The sequence below is a fragment of the Mycobacterium lepromatosis genome, from assembly GCF_000975265.2.
GTDB classification, from domain to species: Bacteria; Actinomycetota; Actinomycetes; order Mycobacteriales; family Mycobacteriaceae; genus Mycobacterium; species Mycobacterium lepromatosis.
This window is the reverse complement of sequence record NZ_CP083405.1, coordinates 96,140-115,035: the sequence shown is the minus strand read 5'-3', so window position 1 is coordinate 115,035 and position 18,896 is coordinate 96,140. Positions and strand designations below refer to the sequence as shown.

At 57.9% G+C, this 18,896-nt stretch carries 14 protein-coding genes and 3 pseudogenes; 5 read left to right on the top strand and 12 right to left on the bottom strand.

What is annotated here, in order from left to right:
- Positions 1–226: 226 nt before the first annotated feature.
- The 5 genes from aftB to glf are packed head-to-tail and all read right to left on the bottom strand — an operon-like array spanning position 227 to position 6,868.
- The gene (gene aftB, locus MLPF_RS00460; protein WP_420329563.1) at positions 227–2,233 is read right to left on the bottom strand and encodes a terminal beta-(1->2)-arabinofuranosyltransferase; all 2,007 of its coding nucleotides are present in this window, start codon (positions 2,231–2,233) and stop codon (positions 227–229) included.
- Positions 2,220–3,128 (bottom strand): decaprenyl-phosphate phosphoribosyltransferase, encoded by a 909-nt coding sequence (locus MLPF_RS00455; RefSeq protein ID WP_045842233.1) that lies wholly within the window; start codon positions 3,126–3,128, stop codon positions 2,220–2,222. Before MLPF_RS00455 ends, aftB begins: the two co-directional genes overlap by 14 nt.
- Positions 3,125–3,703, bottom strand: a complete 579-nt coding sequence (locus tag MLPF_RS00450; RefSeq protein ID WP_045842232.1) for a phosphatase PAP2 family protein — start codon at positions 3,701–3,703, stop codon at positions 3,125–3,127. The genes MLPF_RS00455 and MLPF_RS00450 overlap by 4 nt, the downstream gene beginning before the upstream one ends.
- Positions 3,696–5,627 carry a glycosyltransferase gene (locus MLPF_RS00445; RefSeq protein ID WP_045842231.1) on the bottom strand — a complete coding sequence of 644 codons (1,932 nt, stop codon included), beginning with the start codon at positions 5,625–5,627 and terminating at the stop codon, positions 3,696–3,698. The genes MLPF_RS00450 and MLPF_RS00445 overlap by 8 nt, the downstream gene beginning before the upstream one ends.
- A complete protein-coding gene (gene glf / locus MLPF_RS00440) occupies positions 5,624–6,868 on the bottom strand; it encodes a UDP-galactopyranose mutase (protein WP_045842230.1) in 1,245 nt (414 codons plus the stop codon). The genes MLPF_RS00445 and glf overlap by 4 nt, the downstream gene beginning before the upstream one ends.
- 268 nt (positions 6,869–7,136) lie before the next feature.
- Between glf and MLPF_RS00435 the strand changes: the two genes are divergently transcribed.
- Positions 7,137–7,847 (top strand): hypothetical protein, encoded by a 711-nt coding sequence (locus tag MLPF_RS00435; protein ID WP_045842229.1) that lies wholly within the window; start codon positions 7,137–7,139, stop codon positions 7,845–7,847.
- Between the two features lie 695 nt (positions 7,848–8,542).
- Positions 8,543–8,779 carry a peptidoglycan recognition protein family protein gene (locus tag MLPF_RS00430; protein WP_050038807.1) on the top strand — a complete coding sequence of 79 codons (237 nt, stop codon included), beginning with the start codon at positions 8,543–8,545 and terminating at the stop codon, positions 8,777–8,779.
- Positions 8,780–9,007: 228 nt separating this feature from the next.
- On the opposite strand, the gene MLPF_RS00425 is transcribed toward MLPF_RS00430, so the two are convergent.
- From MLPF_RS00425 to MLPF_RS00410, 5 genes are all read right to left on the bottom strand, one after another.
- On the bottom strand, positions 9,008–9,286 hold the full coding sequence (locus tag MLPF_RS00425; RefSeq protein WP_156146897.1) for a hypothetical protein: 279 nt from the start codon (positions 9,284–9,286) through the stop codon (positions 9,008–9,010).
- A gap of 261 nt (positions 9,287–9,547) precedes the next feature.
- On the bottom strand, positions 9,548–9,670 hold the full coding sequence (locus MLPF_RS15395; protein ID WP_272946054.1) for a hypothetical protein: 123 nt from the start codon (positions 9,668–9,670) through the stop codon (positions 9,548–9,550).
- Between the two features lie 241 nt (positions 9,671–9,911).
- Entirely contained in the window at positions 9,912–10,757 is an 846-nt protein-coding gene (locus tag MLPF_RS00420; protein ID WP_045842228.1) for a Cof-type HAD-IIB family hydrolase, read from the bottom strand.
- A 34-nt stretch (positions 10,758–10,791) separates the two neighbouring features.
- A complete protein-coding gene (locus MLPF_RS00415) occupies positions 10,792–11,049 on the bottom strand; it encodes a 1-acyl-sn-glycerol-3-phosphate acyltransferase (protein ID WP_236684809.1) in 258 nt (85 codons plus the stop codon).
- Positions 11,050–11,089: 40 nt separating this feature from the next.
- Entirely contained in the window at positions 11,090–11,893 is an 804-nt protein-coding gene (locus MLPF_RS00410) for a lysophospholipid acyltransferase family protein (protein ID WP_162196845.1), read from the bottom strand.
- A 910-nt stretch (positions 11,894–12,803) separates the two neighbouring features.
- Here MLPF_RS00410 and MLPF_RS16695 point away from each other — a divergent pair.
- Positions 12,804–14,285 (top strand): annotated as a pseudogene (locus MLPF_RS16695) ((2Fe-2S)-binding protein); the annotation flags it as partial.
- 61 nt (positions 14,286–14,346) lie between these two features.
- Positions 14,347–14,687, top strand: a pseudogene (locus MLPF_RS00400) (hypothetical protein).
- A 703-nt stretch (positions 14,688–15,390) separates the two neighbouring features.
- Here MLPF_RS00400 and MLPF_RS00395 read toward each other — a convergent pair.
- Positions 15,391–15,573 (bottom strand): hypothetical protein, encoded by a 183-nt coding sequence (locus MLPF_RS00395; protein ID WP_050038804.1) that lies wholly within the window; start codon positions 15,571–15,573, stop codon positions 15,391–15,393.
- 674 nt (positions 15,574–16,247) lie between these two features.
- The gene (gene serS / locus MLPF_RS00390; protein WP_045842224.1) at positions 16,248–17,501 is read right to left on the bottom strand and encodes a serine--tRNA ligase; all 1,254 of its coding nucleotides are present in this window, start codon (positions 17,499–17,501) and stop codon (positions 16,248–16,250) included.
- Between the two features lie 112 nt (positions 17,502–17,613).
- Between serS and MLPF_RS00385 the strand changes: the two are divergent.
- Positions 17,614–18,892, top strand: a pseudogene (locus MLPF_RS00385) (septum formation family protein); the annotation flags it as partial.
- Positions 18,893–18,896 lie beyond the last annotated feature (4 nt).

Sequence of the window (18,896 nt, the reverse complement as noted above, 5' to 3'; positions counted from 1 at the left end):
TCACACCACAAGAGGCCCTGGAAAGAACATTTCCGAACACGTCTGGCTGGGCGTCACCGCGCAGGTGAGGACTCGATATGCGATTTTACTGGCAGTATTTCACGGCATCGGCCGATCAGTCGCGACCGCCGATTCGAGCGATGCCTGTCCAAACTCCTGCTGTTCGGGCCGGCGCAACGGCCGAAAAACGCCAACTTCACGCATTTACGAGTTCGTCGTCGAGTGCTCACTCGTGCGGGGCAGCAGGAGGCACGTCAGGCATCGGCAGCCCACACCTGGCGAGCTCGTAGAGCGGAACACGGTTGAACCGGTACTGGGTGAACTCAAACGAATTCAACAGGTTGGAGATGAACCGATGCAGGACCATCGGGGCGCGCACTGAACTCAGCACCGCCTGAGTCTCAGGGCATTGCAGAGCCGCTACCGCTTGCGCAATCCATGCCTGGTCGAGATAGCCAGGAATATCTGGGTACCATTTCACCCATGGACCGTCGGCGATCACCCAGTCCGGAAAGAGGTTTTTGTCATGCCCGATCCGGCCGTGCTGCAGCCGTTCGGTGTGCTGCGCCAGCGGATTTGCCAACCCGATTTGATCGATCACCCTAACATCGAGCCCGACATTCATGCCAAGCATGCCGAGGTTGGTGAAAAATACCGTGTGCTGAGGGTTTTGGAGCACTGGGTTACCTAAGGGACTTCCTGGTGCAGATGGTGGCAGCTGGATCATCGGCACAAGATCCCACTGAATGTAGTTGCCAGATGGTAGCAACAACGCGCCGTCAGGAGTGTTGTTGAGCGCTACCAAGACCGCAGCCATCCGCGGATAATCCAGATAGTCAGCTGCGGTCAACGGATGGGCGTGACCGGTTGCCTGCGCGTAGAAGCGTCGTTCGTCGACAATCCCCGAGTAGCTGACGTGGGTGGCGTCATCACCCATCCCCGGCGAGTTGGCTGCCCACAGCGACCAACCCGCGACCCCCAGCCACAGCAGGCTGGTCACGCCTGCCAGGCAATGACCAGTCTGTCGCGAAAAGTTCCCACCGTCGGAAAGCGCCACCGGGATAACCACGACCGGAGCCAGCAAACAAAATAACGGCGCCAACAGCACCCTGCCGTGCATAAAGTCGCCGCCTTGCCGGATCCAGTAAAACATCTGCAGCAATCCGCTGACGACGACGAAGACCACGACAGCCGGCGGGCTTTGTACCGCCCGGGCCACACGTCCGCAGTTGGGGGTCTCCATAGGGCGCATAAAGGATGGCCAACAACGAATCGACATCAACAACAACAATCCCAAAGGCACCAAGAGCACCAGCGGCACCCAAAGTGCGTAGGGTTGGTTGAAGTTTGACAGATAAATTATGCCTTGTGACCACTTGTCGCCCACCGCGTCCTTGGCCAAGGCGGTACCCGGCACCAGTAAGCCATAGTAGCCCATCCGGAAAAGTTGGTAAGCAACTGGCAGGCATCCGCCAGCCACCATGATCAGTACGCGAAGCGACCAGGTCCTAGCCGCGATCATCAGCATGATCAGGGCAGATCCACCCATCAGCGCCAACTCGGGGCGGACCAAAACACTGCACCCCGCCACGAAGGCCAGTGTCCCAATGAATCTCCGGCTTTGCGAACGATTCCGCAGTATCTGCGCCCAGCAGACCATCATCCACCATAACAGCCCCAGATAGGTCAAAACCAAGCCGCTCTCCAGGCCGGATGTGGCGAAGTCCCGCGCCGGCGGCAGCGCAACGTAAACCAGCGCACCGGCGGGCAGCATGATCGCCTGACGACCCCGCAAGCTAGGTGCATACAACCGGCCCGTACCCAGCATCAGCAGCGCCACGCCGAGTACAGAAAGCACAAGAGCCGCGGCCAACGCCACATACTCGAAGCGCATCGGCCCGCCGACCCAACTCCCCGCATAAAGTAAATAAGTCCACACCGTGGAGGTGTTCGCCTCCACCCGCTCACCTTGGTTGAACACCGGTCCGTTGCCAGCCAACAGGTTGCGCACAGTGCGCAAGACGATCAATCCGTCGTCAGCAATCCAACGTCGTTGCCAGGCCCCCCAACCAAACAGCGCAGCCACCAGCAACACACTGACCCACAGGCTGACCCGGACTACAATGTGGTACGGAAACAGCGGCCAACTGGCCTGCCTACCCACCAGCCGGCGCCGCATAACCGGAACCTTTGGGCCCGTGATACCAGGCAAATCGGGACTAGCTGAAGACAACGGCGGCACCAATTGTTCCGGCCCACGCTAGTGCCAGTAGCTGAAGCACCCGGTCACGTAGCGCGATGCCTTCAGGCTCTCCGGCCAGGCCGCCGTCGACATCCACCGCGTAACGCAGGATCGCAATAGTGAACGGGACCATCGAAACCGCGAACCAGGAGCCCGAGTGCCGGTCGCGCTCGAACGCCCACAGCCCATAACACATCACGACCGCGGTGGCAGACAACGTCCAAACGAATCGCAGATAGGTACTAGTGTAGCTTTCCAGGGACTTGCGGATCGCCGCACCGGTGCGTTCGGCTAATTGCAGCTCAGCATATCGCTTACCAGCCACCATGAATAGCGATCCGAACGCCGCTGTCAGCAAAAACCACTGTGACAATGGGATATTGGTGGCCACACCGCCGGCGATGGCCCGGATCAAATATGCCGACGACACGACGCAGATGTCGACCACTGCTTGGTGTTTGAGGCCGAAGCAGTATCCCAGCTGCATGCCAATGTAGATCACCATTACTAGTACCAAATTTGGCGTCAGTAGCCAGGCAATGACCAAGGATGCCACACACAACACCATTGCGAGCATGTAAGCCAGCCACTCGGGCACCACGCCGGCCGCGATCGGCCGAAACTTCTTGGTCGGATGCTTCTGGTCCGCCTTGATGTCGCGCACGTCGTTAATCAGGTACACTGATGAGGCCGCCAGACTGAATACCACAAAGGCTAGCGACACTTCGGTCAGTAGTTCGGCATATCTGTAGTGCATGCCGCCGCCCAACCCGGCTAACGGCGCAGCCAACACCAACACGTTCTTCACCCACTGCCGCGGGCGAAGGGCCATCATCACACCGATAACCAGGTTCCCTGGAGACCCGATCATTACGTCTTCGCTCATTTGAGCGCACCTCCCGCGCTGAGGCCGTGTTGGGCAGGCCATATGCTTGATAACCGACTATCAAAACGGGCGGTAGTACCTGCGACCGCGGCACCGAGCACGACGCCGAAGGCTACGTCGCTGGGATAGTGCACCCCCAGCACTATCCGCGACAGCGCCATCGGAACCACTAGCACCGCGGCAACTATTCCCTTGGGCAGTCCGCTAGCTCGGCCGATCAATATGGCGGCGGCTGCGGTCGAGGCGGCATGTGCCGACGGAAAGCTGAGCGGACTGGGTGTACTGACATTCACTGCGACGGCCGGATGGTTCGGCCGGGTACGCCGGACTATCCGTTTGATCAACAGAGCAGCCGCATGTGCGGCGAACACACCGACCCCCGCAACCAGCCAGTACCGACGGCGACACGGAACCAGGATCGCGCCAAGCAATGACATTGCCAGCCAGCCAATGCTGTGTTCTCCGAAGTGCGACATTCCTCGCGCCGTGGGCAGCACACCGGGCCGGACAACCAGCACCGATTGAACAGCCGCCATTGCGGCCAGTTCGCCAGTAGGCTCCTCATCTTCAGGCATGCTCGGACTCTTGTTCGGCGGAGAAGCTTGTGGGAGGGTCTGGGGTTGGCAACAACGCCACCTCCCACTTCTGCTTGCTAGACAACACAGGCAATGCATCGCGGTAGATCTTGCGCATCTCGTCGAACCGACACGCCAGCTGACGCTGACGGTGTAATGAGGAAAACAGTAGTGAAAACATCTTGGTCCGGTCACGCTGCCGGTAGACCACGCCGCATCCATCGGCGGTGGTAACGGTGACACCGTCAACCATGCATAGTCGGAACCAGCGCGCGTCCTGAGTGGGTACGTTGAATTCTGGGCGTTTGTGGCATTCGGGGTCTGCCGCGGTGAGATTGTGGAATATCCCGCGCACCAGTCGATAGACGATGGCGAGCAGATTCTCCGGTGGCTTCATCACCTTGTTTTTATGCACAGGCGGCGGCAATTCAGTCGCTGCTGGCAAGACAACCGCGTCGGGGTACTCCTTGCGCATACGGTGCACTTCAGGCAGAGCTGATTTCAGAATCGAGAATATATGCTCCGGGCCGCCTAAGAAATCGTCGATAGCCTTGTTCTGGATTGCCACCGTTGAATATTCAAGACAAGCAAGGTGTTTCAGCGTCGCTTTCAGATGACTGCGGACCAGGCCGGTGACGTCGCCGTCCCAGTGCATGGCCGCCACCACCAGCCGGTTGCGCAAATGAAAGTAGGCCTGCCAGTCGATGGCGTCATCTTTATCGCTCCAGGCCATGTGCCAGATCGCTGCGCCGGGCAGTGTGACCGTTGGATAGCCGTGCTCGGCAGCCCGCAGACCGTAGTCGGCGTCATCCCATTTGATAAACAGCGGCAGCGGCTGACCCAATTCTTCGGCGACTTGCCGCGGAATCATGCACGTCCACCAGCCATTATAGTCGACATCGATACGCCGGTGTAGCAGCTTGCTTTTGTCCTCTTTGTCGTTCAACGGGTATTCGACGAAATCGTGGTCGTATTTGGCGTGCGGCGCAGCGGTCCAAATAAAGTTCGATCGGTTCACCACCTCACCCATGATGTGCAGGTGCGACGGCTCCTGCAGGCTGAGCATCTGGCCACCCACCAGCATTGGACTCTTGGCAAAGCGGTGCATCGCCAGAACCCGCAGAATTGAGTCTGGCTCAATGCGGATGTCGTCGTCCATGAACAAAATCTGTTGACAATCAGTGTTTTTCAGCGCTTCATACATCACTCGGCTATAGCCGCCAGAACCGCCTAGGTTAGGCTGGTCGTGAATGGAAAGCCGGTCGCCCAGCCGGGCGGCCACAGCGGGGAAGTCCGGATGATCGCGCACTTTCCGAACGCCCTGATCGGGCACGATCACCGCCCCAATCACTTCGTCCACCAACGGGTCGGCGGTGAGTTCAGCCAGCGCGTTGGTGCAGTCTGTAGGCCGGTTGAACGTCGGGATGCCTACCGCGATATTGGCCCTACCCGGAGCCGGGATGGGAGCATACCAGCCGCCGCTGCACAAGGTTACCCTCGTGTCGGTGGTGATGTCGAACCAAATCCAGCCGCCGTCCTCGAACGGCTGCAGCCCCACTTCGAGCTCCACGACTTGAGCCTTACTGGAGTCATCCTCAACACCGGCGAACTCGCGACCTTCGACGAAAATGCGGGCACCAGTGGCCTTGGTACGGTAGACGTCGACACGGCCAGCTCCGGTCACCTCGACACGTAGCACCACCGACTTGCAGATAGTCCAGCGACGCCAGTAACTGGCCGGGAACGCATTGAAGTACGTGGCGAACGACACCTCAGACTCCGCACCGATCCGCAACGTAGTGTGGCTCGAAGCATGCGCACGCCGGGCGTTGGTGCTCGACTCCACTAAATACAACTTGCGGACATCGAGGGGCTCACCCGGACGCGGTAGGATGACTCGGGCAAGTAGACTCACGGCAGTCATGACGTGCCGCCTTCCCTGCCGATAGCCGTTGCCGCTTGCTGGGCAGTGGCTATCGCTGCTTCCTCCATCAAGGGAGAGCCGTCACGCAAATGCGGTGCAAGGATGTTGTCGTACATGTTCAACGCGCCGGCAATGGCCATATGCATATCCAAATATTGGTAGGTTCCCAGCCGCCCGCCGAACAGTACCTTCGACGACACGGTCTCGGACTTCGCCCTGGCCCGATAAGCGGCCAACACGGCACGGTCGGCCTCGGTGTTGATAGGATAGTACGGTTCATCGTCATCCTCCGCGAAACGGGAGTACTCCCGCATGATCACTGTCTTGTCAATCGGGTAATGACGCTCAAGGTGGAAGTGACGAAACTCGTGTATGCGCGTGAAAGGCACATCGATATCAGTATAGTTCATCACCGGCGTCCCCTGAAAGTCGCCGATAGGTAGCACTTCCACCGCGAAGTCCAGGGTGCGCCAGCCAAGGCGACCTGCAGCGTAGTTGAAGTAGCGGTCCAGCGGGCCGGTGTAAACAACCGGTGCGTCGAAGCTGTCGGCACGCAGCTGATCGGCAACATCGAACCAATCGGTGCCAAGCCTCACTTCGATGCGGTCGTCGGCGGCCATTTTCGTGCACCATGCCGCGTAACCGTCGACCGGCAGGCCCTCATAGGTGTCGCTGAAGTATCGGTTGTCAAAGGTGTATCGCACCGGAAGCCGACTAATCACGGCAGCCGGAAGTTCGGCGGGGTCGGTCTGCCATTGCTTTGCTGTGTATCCCTTGACAAACGCCTCATAGAGCGGCCTGCCAATCAGTGAGATAGCTTTCTCCTCAAGGGTCTCTGCATCCGCCGTATCAATTTCAGAGGCCTGCTCGGCAATCAACTGTCGCGCTTCGTCGGGAGTGAAGTATCTACCGAAGAATTGCGACACCAGACCCAGTCCCATCGGAAACTGGTATACCTGGCCGTTATGCATCGCGAAAACCCGGTGCTGGTAGTCGGTGAACTCGGTGAACTGCCGCACGTAGTCCCACACTCTTTTACTAGAGGTATGGAACAGGTGGGCGCCATACTTGTGAACTTCAATGCCGGTTTGCGGCTCGGCTTCAGAATAAGCGTTGCCACCGATATGCGGACGCTTCTCGACAATAAGCACACGCTTGTCCAGCTGGGTTGCCACACGCTCGGCAATTGTCAGGCCGAAAAACCCCGAGCCAACAACGAGGAGATCGAAACGAACGGTCATGGACTGCCTAGGGTATCTGACTTTTCGGGCATAACCCTTATGTGACGGCTCGGGTTGGTCGTGATTCGACCAGGCAATAACAGCTGACAACGGCGGTAATCGAGGGGGCGAACTCTAAGGTCGCAATTACCTCACGATTCGATATAACCACTCTGGTCACACCGACCATACTCGTACCATCAACCGGGTGGGGCTCACTCCTGCACACTCGAGACGTCGAGGGCAAACAAGCCCGACAACACAAATAGTCCAGATTGAGGAGACTTCCGTGCCGAACCGACGCCGACGCAAGCTTTCAACAGCCATGAGCACGGTCGCTGCCCTGGCAATCGCGAGTCCATGCGCATATTTCCTTGTTTACGAATCGACTGTCGGCGCCAAACCCGCGGCCGAGCACTATGAATTCAAACAAGCAGCATCGATAGCTGACCTGCCCGAAGAAGTGCTGTCCGTGCTTTCGCAGGGACTGTCGCAGTTCGGAATCAACCTACCGCTGGTCCCTTCGCTAACTGGCACCGGTGATACCGACACTAGCCTGAGAAATCCCGGTGTAACCAGCCCTGGTCTGACAAATCAGGCGCTGGGGACACCTGGGCTCACCGCGCCGGGCACGGGACTGACAACTCCCATGATAGCCAACCCGAGACCGGACCTGAACCCGGGCGGACCCTACCCCGGTGAGGTACCGATTACCACGCCAATTGCATTGAACCCGGGCCCTGACGGCACCTATCCGATCATCGGCGATTCCTATACATTGGACGGTATATCACCGACCAGCCCGATCGGTACCAGCAGCGGTGGGATTGTCAGTGACCTAGTTCAAGCTGCGAACGATTTGGGCACCATGCAGGTCATCGACCTAATCAAAGGTGCGGTGATGCCAGCGATCATTCAGGCCGTCCAGAACGGCGGTGCAGCCGGCGCCTTGTCGGGCTCAGTAACGCCGGTCACGACATCACTGATTCCTGTCACGTAGAAGCCCGTCAAGAACCTGTCACCTGCCAGCACTGCCGGGTAGCACTTAGCCTAACGGCAAAAAATCCTACCAGCAACTACCCCTCTATGGGGCCGACAAACAAGCTTTGAGCAAGATTCCGGACACATACGGCGGATCGCTTCATGAATACACACATAACATCGACTAGTGTCGTCCCCGCAGCCTGATGATGACGACTATTACCGCTATCGCGGTAATAGTCGTCATCATCTCGTGGATTGCAAATCTAACACCCGAAAGCGCTCCCGACTCCACCATTTCGAGACGCCGCCAGACGCGTGCGTGCAAAACGCCCCGGTGATTCGTGGAAGGCCTTAGTACCAAGCCGAATATGAGACTGTCGCAGCCACACCCGGCAGCCCACGATGCTTCGACCCGGCCATCCGAAACGAAAGACCGCGCAGCACAGATCCAGTGTGCATCGGCACCACCAGAACTTTGCAAATCGCAATCACCCGTCCCACCTATGCGGTCCAGTGACCCGGCCACGCGGCGCTGTCTCGGAAGATTAGATAAGCCCGATAACCCAATAAACACGGCCTGAACTACAAGCCGGCCACCAAGGAACTACCCTTCGGACCTTCGGACCAAGCACCCAGAACATCTCCGCGATCCTCATTTCGCCACCGCAAGCGCCGGCCCGAACGCAATGAACACCGCCGGACGGGGTCATCATGCCAGACAAGGCACCCAGCATCATCACCGCGCGGAGTGGGGGCGATGACGAGTTACTGCGATACGGTACTCCGCAATATGACAACGGGGTTCGTGCCGCGGTCGTGCACCACAACGCGGTTAGCAATGACTATTCGCCGCTGGAATCGACCGATATTGGCAAGGCCATCTACAATTACCACAGCCAAACACTGGGCTGGTGCAACATCGCCTACAACACGCTAGTCGACAAATAACGGCCAAGTGTTCGAAGACATAGCCGGGTAGCCCACTAGTCAGGAAAGCCTTCCACACCGGTGGCTTCAATCCACAGCACCTTGGGTGTGGCCAGGATCGGCGACTTTGACGACATGGCGCCAACGCCGACCCCAATCCGACCCGTCGGCCGACTGCTCAGCTGGAGCCTAGAGCCTGGACGGCGTCGACCCCGATAGCACGATGGCACTGAAATCAGCGGGGAGCCGCTACACCACCTTTACGGCTGGCGCCACCGCGACCATGCCCTCCATCTTCACCCACCGCGACGTCGGCAACACCGATTGCCCGGGCAAATACAGTCCACGCACTGATGTATGAAATTCTGGACGCAATTCAACGACCCGCCAGATAAGCTGATCAAAGGGCTGGAGAGCAGGGCGATTGCAATTCCTGGGGCCTCGCCAAGTTACGAACATGGTCAGCTCGAGTTGCCGACAGGCGCGAACATACAAGAGCCGGTGCAGATCACGCAAAACTGACAGCATCGCACGTCGAACTTCGAGAGGCTGACTGGCAACCTCACCCAAGGCGTCAACAGAATCTCGAAGCCGTCGGCAACACAACCCCCCAGCGGACCGACAGTGCCGCCCGAACATTTCTCGCCACCAACGCATCCGACGCCCTGCCGATGGTGATGTTAGCCCTTTTCTGACCAAGGTCTGAGTTTACGGACGTATTCGGTGAGTTCATGCAAATCGTCAATAGCTGTCCTACAAATCACCAGCCGGCCGGGCCCCCTGGGGGCATTAGGCAGTACCGTTAAGCTGAGACAACACCAAATACCTAAGACCCGCGACACCACCGGCCACCCCGAAGCCGGCCAGCGCAGCCATCAGCACCCCATCGACGGCGTCGCTTGGCTGACGCATCGAGCCACACCTGCTCGACCTGCCGCTGCGGTTTTGCGGACTCCTCCCCGGCATTAGTCTGCCGCCAACCTGGCCAATGATGGTTGTTAGGCTTGACCGGCTTCCCGGCAGGTCTTGTTCCTGTTCACCCTCGCGGTCCGCCGGGACGTTAAGGGCAGCATGCCAGAACACAGGAACACGGGCAGTTTTCCACAGCTGAGGCTGAGTGCGACACCTAGATTCTAGATTCACTGGCAAGTGGTTAACGCCACCAGCGTTCCAACACCCGGGCAACACCGTCATCGGTGTTGGGGGTAGTGATCTCGTCGGCGGCGGCCAGCACGGCGGGATGAGCATTACCCATTGCCACGCCGTGACCCGCCCTTAGCAGCATCGGAACGTCGTTGGGCATGTCGCCGAAAGCCACCGCGTTGCCAGCCGCGATCCCTAGCGGCCGTCTGACCTCTTCGACGCCGGTGGCCTTGTTGATTCCCAGCGGCAGGATCTCCACTAGCCCGTTGTTGGTGGAGTAGGTGATGTCGCCCGCGATCCCGACATGCTTGGCTAGTTCGGCAGCCATATCCGCGCTGCGGGCACCGGACTTGCGGATCAGAAGCTTAATAGCCGGGACGCTAAGCAGATCTTCGATCGACACCTCGATGTTGTCCGGGTTGAGCCACGCATGCTCGTAACCCGCCGAGCTGACGAACTGTAGGGTAGCGCTGTCATAGGCGCGATCACCGACACGCTCGACAGCCAAACCCGCGCCAGGGATGACGCGCGTTGCGATCTCGACTAACTCGCCCAAGATGTCAACGGCCAGCGTGCGCGCCGATACCACCCGATCGGTCGCAGGATCGTAGATCACGGCACCGTTGGCACACACCGCCATCGGCGGAAAGCCAAGTGCGTCAACGATCGGCCGCACCCAACGCGGCGGGCGGCCCGTGGCCAGAACGAAGTATGCTCCGCCGGTTACGGCGGAGCATACCGCGTCGCGGGTACGCGCGGTTACGGTTTCGTGCTCATCGAGCAACGTGCCGTCAACGTCGCAAGCTATGAGCGTTGGCTGGGTCGGCGTCGGGGACGACCTAGTCGGATCGGTCACTGAGACAAACCACCCGACAGCCAGATCGGGGTGATCAGCGTGAGCCGCTTCGGCTACGGCCCAGTGGCATCACACCTTCGGCTCCAATTTTGACCGCCTCCACTACCATCCGGGCTACCCCCGTTTTGAACTCCCCGAATTCTAATTCTAAACTGGAGGTGATGGTGGCCTCCGGATATAAGCCGAGCAATCCCTTCATGCATAATCGCTGTACGACCACGGCAAAGGTACCCGCCCCAGCGCACCGGCCCACCAGGATGGTGCCGACGTACTTGATCAAGGAATTAACCACCTTCAACCGTTACATCATCGAAGCCGCCGACACGAGATAGTTAGCGCAACTGATCCCCGGACACCCGCCGCTCCGCCGCCCCGGCTCGATTGGCACGCTGGACGCGCCGCGCCGACCTCTCGGCTGCCTCCTCGGCGTCGAGGCGAGCCGCCTCGACTAACGAAGGGGCACCACCGCCCAGCCGATGCGGCACCCAAAACTCCCCAGCCGGGTGCGGTCCGTACAGCTCTTGTGCTCGTTCCAGCAGATGTTGCATCCGAAAGTGCAACAAGGCCTTTAATTGCGCTACACTCAACACCGGCTCAATCGGTTCGCCGACGAGCACCACAATCGGCACCTTCGGGCGAAAGAGCTTCTTGGGGTAGTCCTTGGTCCAGATCCGCTGTGCACCCCAGACGATGTGCGGAATTATCGGCACCCTGGCCTCCGCTGACATCCGCACCGCTCCCCTTTTGCATTCCTTTATCTCAAAGCTTCGGCTGATCGTCGCCTCGGGATAAACGCCGACGAGCTCACCATCTTTGAGATTCCTCACGGCGGCTTCGTAAGACGCGGCCCCCTCTTGCCGGTCCACAGGGATGTGTCGCAGGCGGCGCATAATCGGACCGGTAATTTTGCCATCGAATACCTCTTGTTTGGCCATAAACCGCACCTTGCGCCCTAGGCCCTGCTGATAAGCAGGCAAACCCGCAAAAGTGAAGTCAAGGTAACTGGTGTGGTTAATGGCGATGACGGCACCGCCGGTGGTAGGTAAGTTTTCTATACCCCGGACACTGATCTTCAGACCCTGAATCCGCCAAATCAGGCGAACAAACTGAATGACAGCCCCGTATGTCGGTTCCACAGCCAATTAGCTTAGTGCTCCTGTGACAGTGCGTCGTCGTAACGGGCGACAAAGACGATGATGTTATCCTTACCTGACCTGATGTCCCCACCACAGGTACCTGTCGTCACCGGACAGCTTGCTGCCAAAAACCCGATTGCATGCAATCTAGGTCAACGCTCAGCGGTGTTACTTTTCGGGTAGACTTTCATCAGTTTAGGCAACGAGTTGATCGAGGTGGTGAAGGCAAGTCGCCAATGAAGCGCGGCCTGCTCGAGAAGGCTCAACTTCTTGTGGTACCACGGGTGCTTAACTTGGGCAGAGACACGATGCCAGGCGGTTATCCGGGATGGCTTGCGTGCTCGCGCGCTGCCCGGCCGGTCGGCAGTGCAGGAGTGTGACGCTGCGGGCAAACCGGATGTGGCGGTGCGAGCGATCGGCGCGAGGCTGGGTACGGTACACGACCAGCTAGCCGGGTGTGGTCATTCCCGTTTGACTGTTAAGTTACCTGCCGGCTGGCCACGCTAACGCCGGCCACAACAAACACGTCTGGGCAAACCGCCTCCGGTGGACCAGCTGGTGGTCGGGCACGGCTATGCCTGCTCACCCGGCACCCAAATCGACAATGACTGCTGCGGTGGACATGTCGATTTCGGCAGTTTCGGTGTGTCCGACCTAGTGGTAGCGAAGCTGTCCGTTGGGCTGAAACTACCTCGGTCGGGTGTGGTACGCAGAGTTTTCCGCTGCCTACGGCATCAAGCCAGACCCGCCGCACATTGATTACTACCGACCGGGTGCGGCGGCCGAAGGTTGACTACTTCGGGCTAAGCCCGATGCGGCACATACCCGCCAATCGCAGCGGCCTAAACAAGCATACGAAGAAACCGGACGGTAGTTGTGTAGGGCACAGGCGTAGGCTGCGCCAACGTTTTTGATCGAGACCCACGTGGGCAACATTCCGTACTATACCTCGTGCAATCCAACCTATTTCGCATCCTGGTTCCCTTTCCCGAAAACAAAATAAATAATTAGGAAAAATAGGACTCTAAAATATTTTTAGAACACCACTAAGATGATGGCGACTACTTGCATGTCTTACATCTACACAAGGATAACTTCCACGCTGAGCACCTGCCGACTATGTTAAGTAAAGTTGCGGTGGTACTGATGTGCCCGACTATACAGTAACCAATCTGCGGAATTTAGGGTTTCACTGATTTTTCGAGACCACCAACTCGGTCAAGCACCCCCTGACCAGCCCCAAAAGCAAGCTGAACTTAACGGTCTATAGCCCTGCGTACCCCCGACTTCGGCCCGATCAGCTACTCGACGCTAGTGGTTTCTGACTGCACGGCCAAGTTTTGTCAACATAAACTACGCTCATCCCGTCTATTTGAAATAGCTAACGCCTTAGTTCGTCCATGTCTATGGTACATCTACTGCATTACTTTCGGTGCGATTGTGATATGGTAATCTGTGTTTTACAACATGCCTGCGCACGCCGAGGAGGTATCCGCTACCCAGAAACGCCAATGGCAGATGGATCGTGCACCCCGATACATAACTCAGGTGAGGGCCATCTGTGTGGTGCTGCCATGATTTTCTTACCACGAGTTGCACCACCCCAACATGGTGTTCCTGGATCCGATACGTAGGCACGGGCACTACCGTGGCTTGCTGACTTTATCGGGTCGATCCGTTAGCAGGACACTGAATTCGCTGAGCCATCTACTCCAAGGCCGAGCAAGTTGGGGCGATCTTCAGCACCAGACAGTCCGCGTACACCACCAACTATGCCTAACAGATGGCTTCCGTCCTTAATGCGAAGCAGACAGGCTGGGAGCTCGTGGAAGGCGATCCTCTGCTAGAGAGATCGCATGTGCTGTTCGAACTGATCACGTTGCAAAGCAATGTTATAGGTGACAGAATTAGCCCCCTTGTCGAATTGGTGATCATGTTTGACACTGTGTTTTTGGGCTTTCCGAAATATGTCGCGCGTGAACGAACTTTTAATAATGAAGATGCGCTACGAGTTCGAGATAGCGCCGAAGTGGCTACTTACCAGTAGCGCTTGATCACGAGCCGGACTGGGTCAACACCATTTTCTTGTCCACGCGCTTTAAGTCTTGGCGGATCGGTGGCTACAACGAATATCTGTACACGTTCTTCAACGTGTTTGACTGACGAGCACATTTCTTAGGCCGACAGCTGGTTAAGGGGGATCAGGATAATTCCGCATCGATCACTCTAGACGGCGAGGAGATTCATCGCCGCTTCCCACACCTCCAAAACCGATCTATTGGAGTTCGGAGTGGTACGCGAGAAACATACTGATATGCAATCTGTATAGGGTAGGCAATGGCGATGGGATGACGGCCTTTTCCTCAGCTCAATGGGCCATCAGTTGCGGAGTTGCCGAACATTGCCTCAATTCCGCAGGAATCTTATAACGATAACCCGTCCAGCTAAATCACGTGGCAATCACGTTGCACCGCTATCACTTCCCTTCTGGCACGTCGAAGGTAATTGCGCTGGAAGCGATCTGATGGTACAAACGCCGAGGCATTTGTCCTATTCGTTCAGCGGTTACGCATTCGGGTAACCTCGGACTTCCACCGCTAGCTAACACTTGACGTATGCCTGCTCTTCAGGTCGACCTTGATCGCCTTGGACGTGACCAGAATTCGGCCGAGCTCGGCGTTTATTCCAAGCTAGGTACGAGGAGTTCCTCGCCCTGTTGGATAAAGCTGCTGAGTCAAAGCAGTTAACGGAACAGGTCCTCCTCCTTGCAACCGGGAATGCACGTAATCCCTAGTATAACATCGCATCTTGCACTACCCATGATCTCGCTTCTTGTCCACGCCGCCCGTGGCCTACTTGTCATCAGCTGGATCATCACGTCAAACCCACAGGGTTACGCCAAAACCTGCTGGAGAACCGCCGTTTTCGCCGCTGTAATGCATATATTGCGCAGCTGGTACAGCGGCTACCGCACTGGGATGATATTTAAATATACACTTTGTGCACGGCGTATCCGGGCAGGGTAACTTGGTACAGAGATCGGGAAGCTATCCGTATTTCTTACGGATGCAGATGGCCAGCACAACCGTTTTTTCGGGCAGCCATAACTAACTCATTACGAATATAATTTTGCTGTCAATTTTACCATCGTAGAAAGCTGCCGGCGTGGTATGCGGTGCCCATAGCTGTTTTTGCTTGTAGCTTTTTTACTTTTTCTTTCCTACTTGACTTGTACTTCGCCACGATCGGACGAAAGCGCCGACACGCGCAATCCGCCACAGCACTTACAACGGTGGACGACGAGACTTAGCCCAGTTGAATACGAGCAGTGGTTTCATAACGGGAGTGATAGCAGAATTTCTCTGCATGTTGCACTAGCTCCGACAGGAAGTTGGTCTTTGGGCAACTACCGTTGCAGTGAATGAGCTGGCCGTTAACCCATTGTCCGTAATCGGACAGCAAAAAGTGCACCAAGATGGTAATGTTTAAGGGTTTACTCAACGTCCGGCCGATTTCATGAAGGTTAATCGCGTCCAGAACTCGGACGTCATCCAGCCGGTGTCGACCAGACCCGAATTGATCACGTCGGCGAGCACGCCTTGAAACCCTAGTCCGTGTGCAGCAGCAAGCACAATTCGATCTAGTGCGGCTTTCGTAGCTCCGTAGAGCAGGTTATTCATCGTGTGATCACTGGTGAGCGCGCCACCACACTTCTACTTGGCGCCGGTCAACTCGTAGCAAGCACTTTGATCAACAGCTAAGTAGCTCACATGTCCACCGTATAATGGCGCTCGAAGTTTTGAAAATTTATGGTAGGCCAGAGTGAAGGTCAACTTTTTGTGGCGTGTCAATAACGACACACCGATATACCCAAGTCATCGCTATGCTTTTACGCCTGCACAAAGCAATCATTCCGGTTCATTCTGATCCGAGAGATCTACCAGTAACATTTCGATCCGAACTCTACCTGCCGGTAGTTCGTCAGCAAGACGCTGAGGATAATCAACAGAACCCACAAGCCCGACGCGATCGACATGCAGCCGACCAAAACAACAGCGTAACCAAATCAATAGAACACAATGCCAACCATAGAAACTACGAAGATTTTCGGCGGCGCCCCAGAAAAGGGGGGGGGGGAACAGACGACCACCTTCTTATCTGCATCAAATCCCGACGACCCCGGATAGAGCGCTACCAAGAATGGCAATTAAGCGAGAGGCCTATAGGCGCTTATATGATTTACGCCGCCTACACGCTGGGCAATCACAAAGATATCAACAACACCCCGAGGGATTCACCACGCGTAACACTCTAATGCTTCTTGAAGGCAAGAAGCCCCTCGTTCATCACACCTTCAGCGGGTCGACTCTAGCAACTCTGTGCCCACGAACGGTACCAGAGCCGGCGGGACTCGCACGCTGCCGTCGGGCCGTTGGTGGTTTTCCAAGATCGCAACCAGCCACCGGGTGGTGCTCAGCGTGCCGTTAAGTGTGGCCACGATCTGCGGCTTGCCATTTGCATCTCGGTAGCGCGTAGCTAGCCGGCGCGCTTGGAAGGTGGTGCAGTTTGACGTCGAGGTCAACTCGCGGTAGCTGCCCTGCGTCGGAACCCACGCCTCGCAGTCAAACTTGCGGGCAGCCGACGAACCGAGATCGCCCGCGGCCACGTCGATTACCCGATATGGCACCTCTATGCGCGCCAACATCTCACGTTGCCAACCTAGCAGACGTTGGTGTTCAACCTCGGCGTCGGTGGGTGCACAGTAGACAAACCCCTCCACCTTGTCGAACTGGTGCACCCGGATGATGCCACGGGTGTCCTTGCCATGGTTGCCGGCCTCGCGGCGGAAACAAGACGACCAACCCACGTACCGTAGCGGGCCAACGGATAGATCGAGGATTTCGTCGGAGTGATAGCCGGCCATCGGCACTTCAGAGGTACCCACCAGGTACAAATCGTCCACCCGATACACCTCCTCGGCATGGGAGCCCAGAAATCCGGTACCGGACATCACCTCCGGGCGCACCAGCACCGGAGGGATCATTGGGATAAAGTCGTTCTCGACAGCCAGCCGCAACGCGAGCTGCAGCAAGCCTAGTTGTAATAGCGCACCCCGACCGGTGAGGAAGTAGAACCGCGAGCCGGACACCTTGGCACCACGCTGCATGTCGATCAGGCCAAGTGATTCGCCAAGTTCCAGGTGGTCCTTTGGATTGTTCAACGGCGGCGGATCGCCAACAACATCAAGTACCGCGTAGTCGTCCTTTCCGCCGGCGGGCACTCCATCCAGAACGACGTTCGAAATTGCCATATACGCCGCAGCGAACGCCGTAGCGGCTTCCGCCTGGGCGATTTCAGCGGCTTTCACCTGCCCGGCGAGGTCCTTGGCGTGCTCCAATAACGCCGGACGTTCCTCGGCAGATGCCGAGCTCAAGCTTTTGCTGACGATCTTCTGTTCGGCGCGCAGTGAGTCTGCGGCCGAAATCGCGGCCCGACGGGCGGTGTCGGCTGTCAGCAAGGCATCCACCAGAGCCGGGTCTTCGCCACGACTAAGTTGGGAACGGCGGACCGCGTCGGGGTCGTCCCGGAGCAATTGCAGGTCGATCACGGCTTGAAGACTACTTTTGACACTACGCACACGTGTCGGAACACCCGCACAAATAGGTCAACAGTGGTACATCTGCAACGTTTGTCACAAGAACTTTGTTGGGCCTGCCAGAATGGATGAGATGTTGGACGCGTCCGAAGAGGAACTCGCACTCGCCGACGACCTAACCGGCGAGGCCGAACAACCGCCTGTCGAGTTCCAGGGACCGAATACTTTGCAGGCCAGGGCCACCCGACGAGGGCTGCTACTCACCGCCCTTGGCGGTCTACTAATTGGTGGACTGGTAACCGCAATTCCTACCGTTAGGACCGGGCCTGAACGGCTAGCCACCTATATCGACAGCAATCCGGTGCCCAGCACCGGCGCCAAGAGTAAATTCGCGTTCAACCGCGCCACCAGCGGTGATTGCCTAATGTGGCCAGATAGTACACCACGCGCCGCGGTGATCGTCAACTGCGCCGACGATCACCGATTTGAAGTCGCCGAGTCCATCGACATGCGAACTTTCCCCGGTTCGGAGTACGGGCCCAACGCCGCTCCACCGTCACCGGCTCGCATTCAACAGATCAGTGAGGAACAATGCGAGACGGCCGTGCGCCGCTACCTCGGCACCAAGTTCGATCCCAACAGTAAATACACCACCAGCATGTTGTGGCCCGGTGACCGGGCATGGCGCCAGAGCGGCGAGCGCCGCATGCTGTGTGGCTTGCAGCTACCCGGCGCGAACAACCAGCAGGTCGTCTTCAAGGGCAAAGTTGCCAACATCGACCAGTCCAAGGTCTGGCCCGCCGGCACATGCTTAAGCATCGACCTTACGACCAACCAGCCGATCGATGTCCCCGTTGACTGCGTGGCGCCGCACGCAATGGAGGTCACCGGTACGGTCAATCTGGCCGAAAGGTTCCCGAATGCCCTTCCGGCCGCATCCGAACAGGACACATTCATCAAGGACGCATGCACCCGGCTGACCGATAGCTATCTGGCGGCGATCGAGCTGCGCACCACCACCCTGACTCTGATCTACCCCACCCTGTCGCTGTCCAGTTGGGCAGCGGGCAGCCGTAAGGTCGCGTGTAGCATAGGCGCTACGCTGGGCAACGGTGGCTGGGCCACGCTAGTGAACAGCGCTAAAGGGCGCCTGCTGATCAACAGCCAGCCGCCGATACCGCCGCCCGACATCCCAGAGGAGAGACTCGGCCTGCCCGCCGAGCCGACCGCAAACACCGCTCCCCCAGCAACAGCCGACTGTGACGGTTCCGCAGTCACCTGCGTCGATGGCTCCCGTAGCCTCACTGTTGCCTGCGACGCACCTGCCGTAGGCTCCCCCACCCCCGGCAGATGTCGGAGCGCTGCGGCCGTCCGGCCAGGGTCCATCCCCCTGCCGGCCAAGCCAGC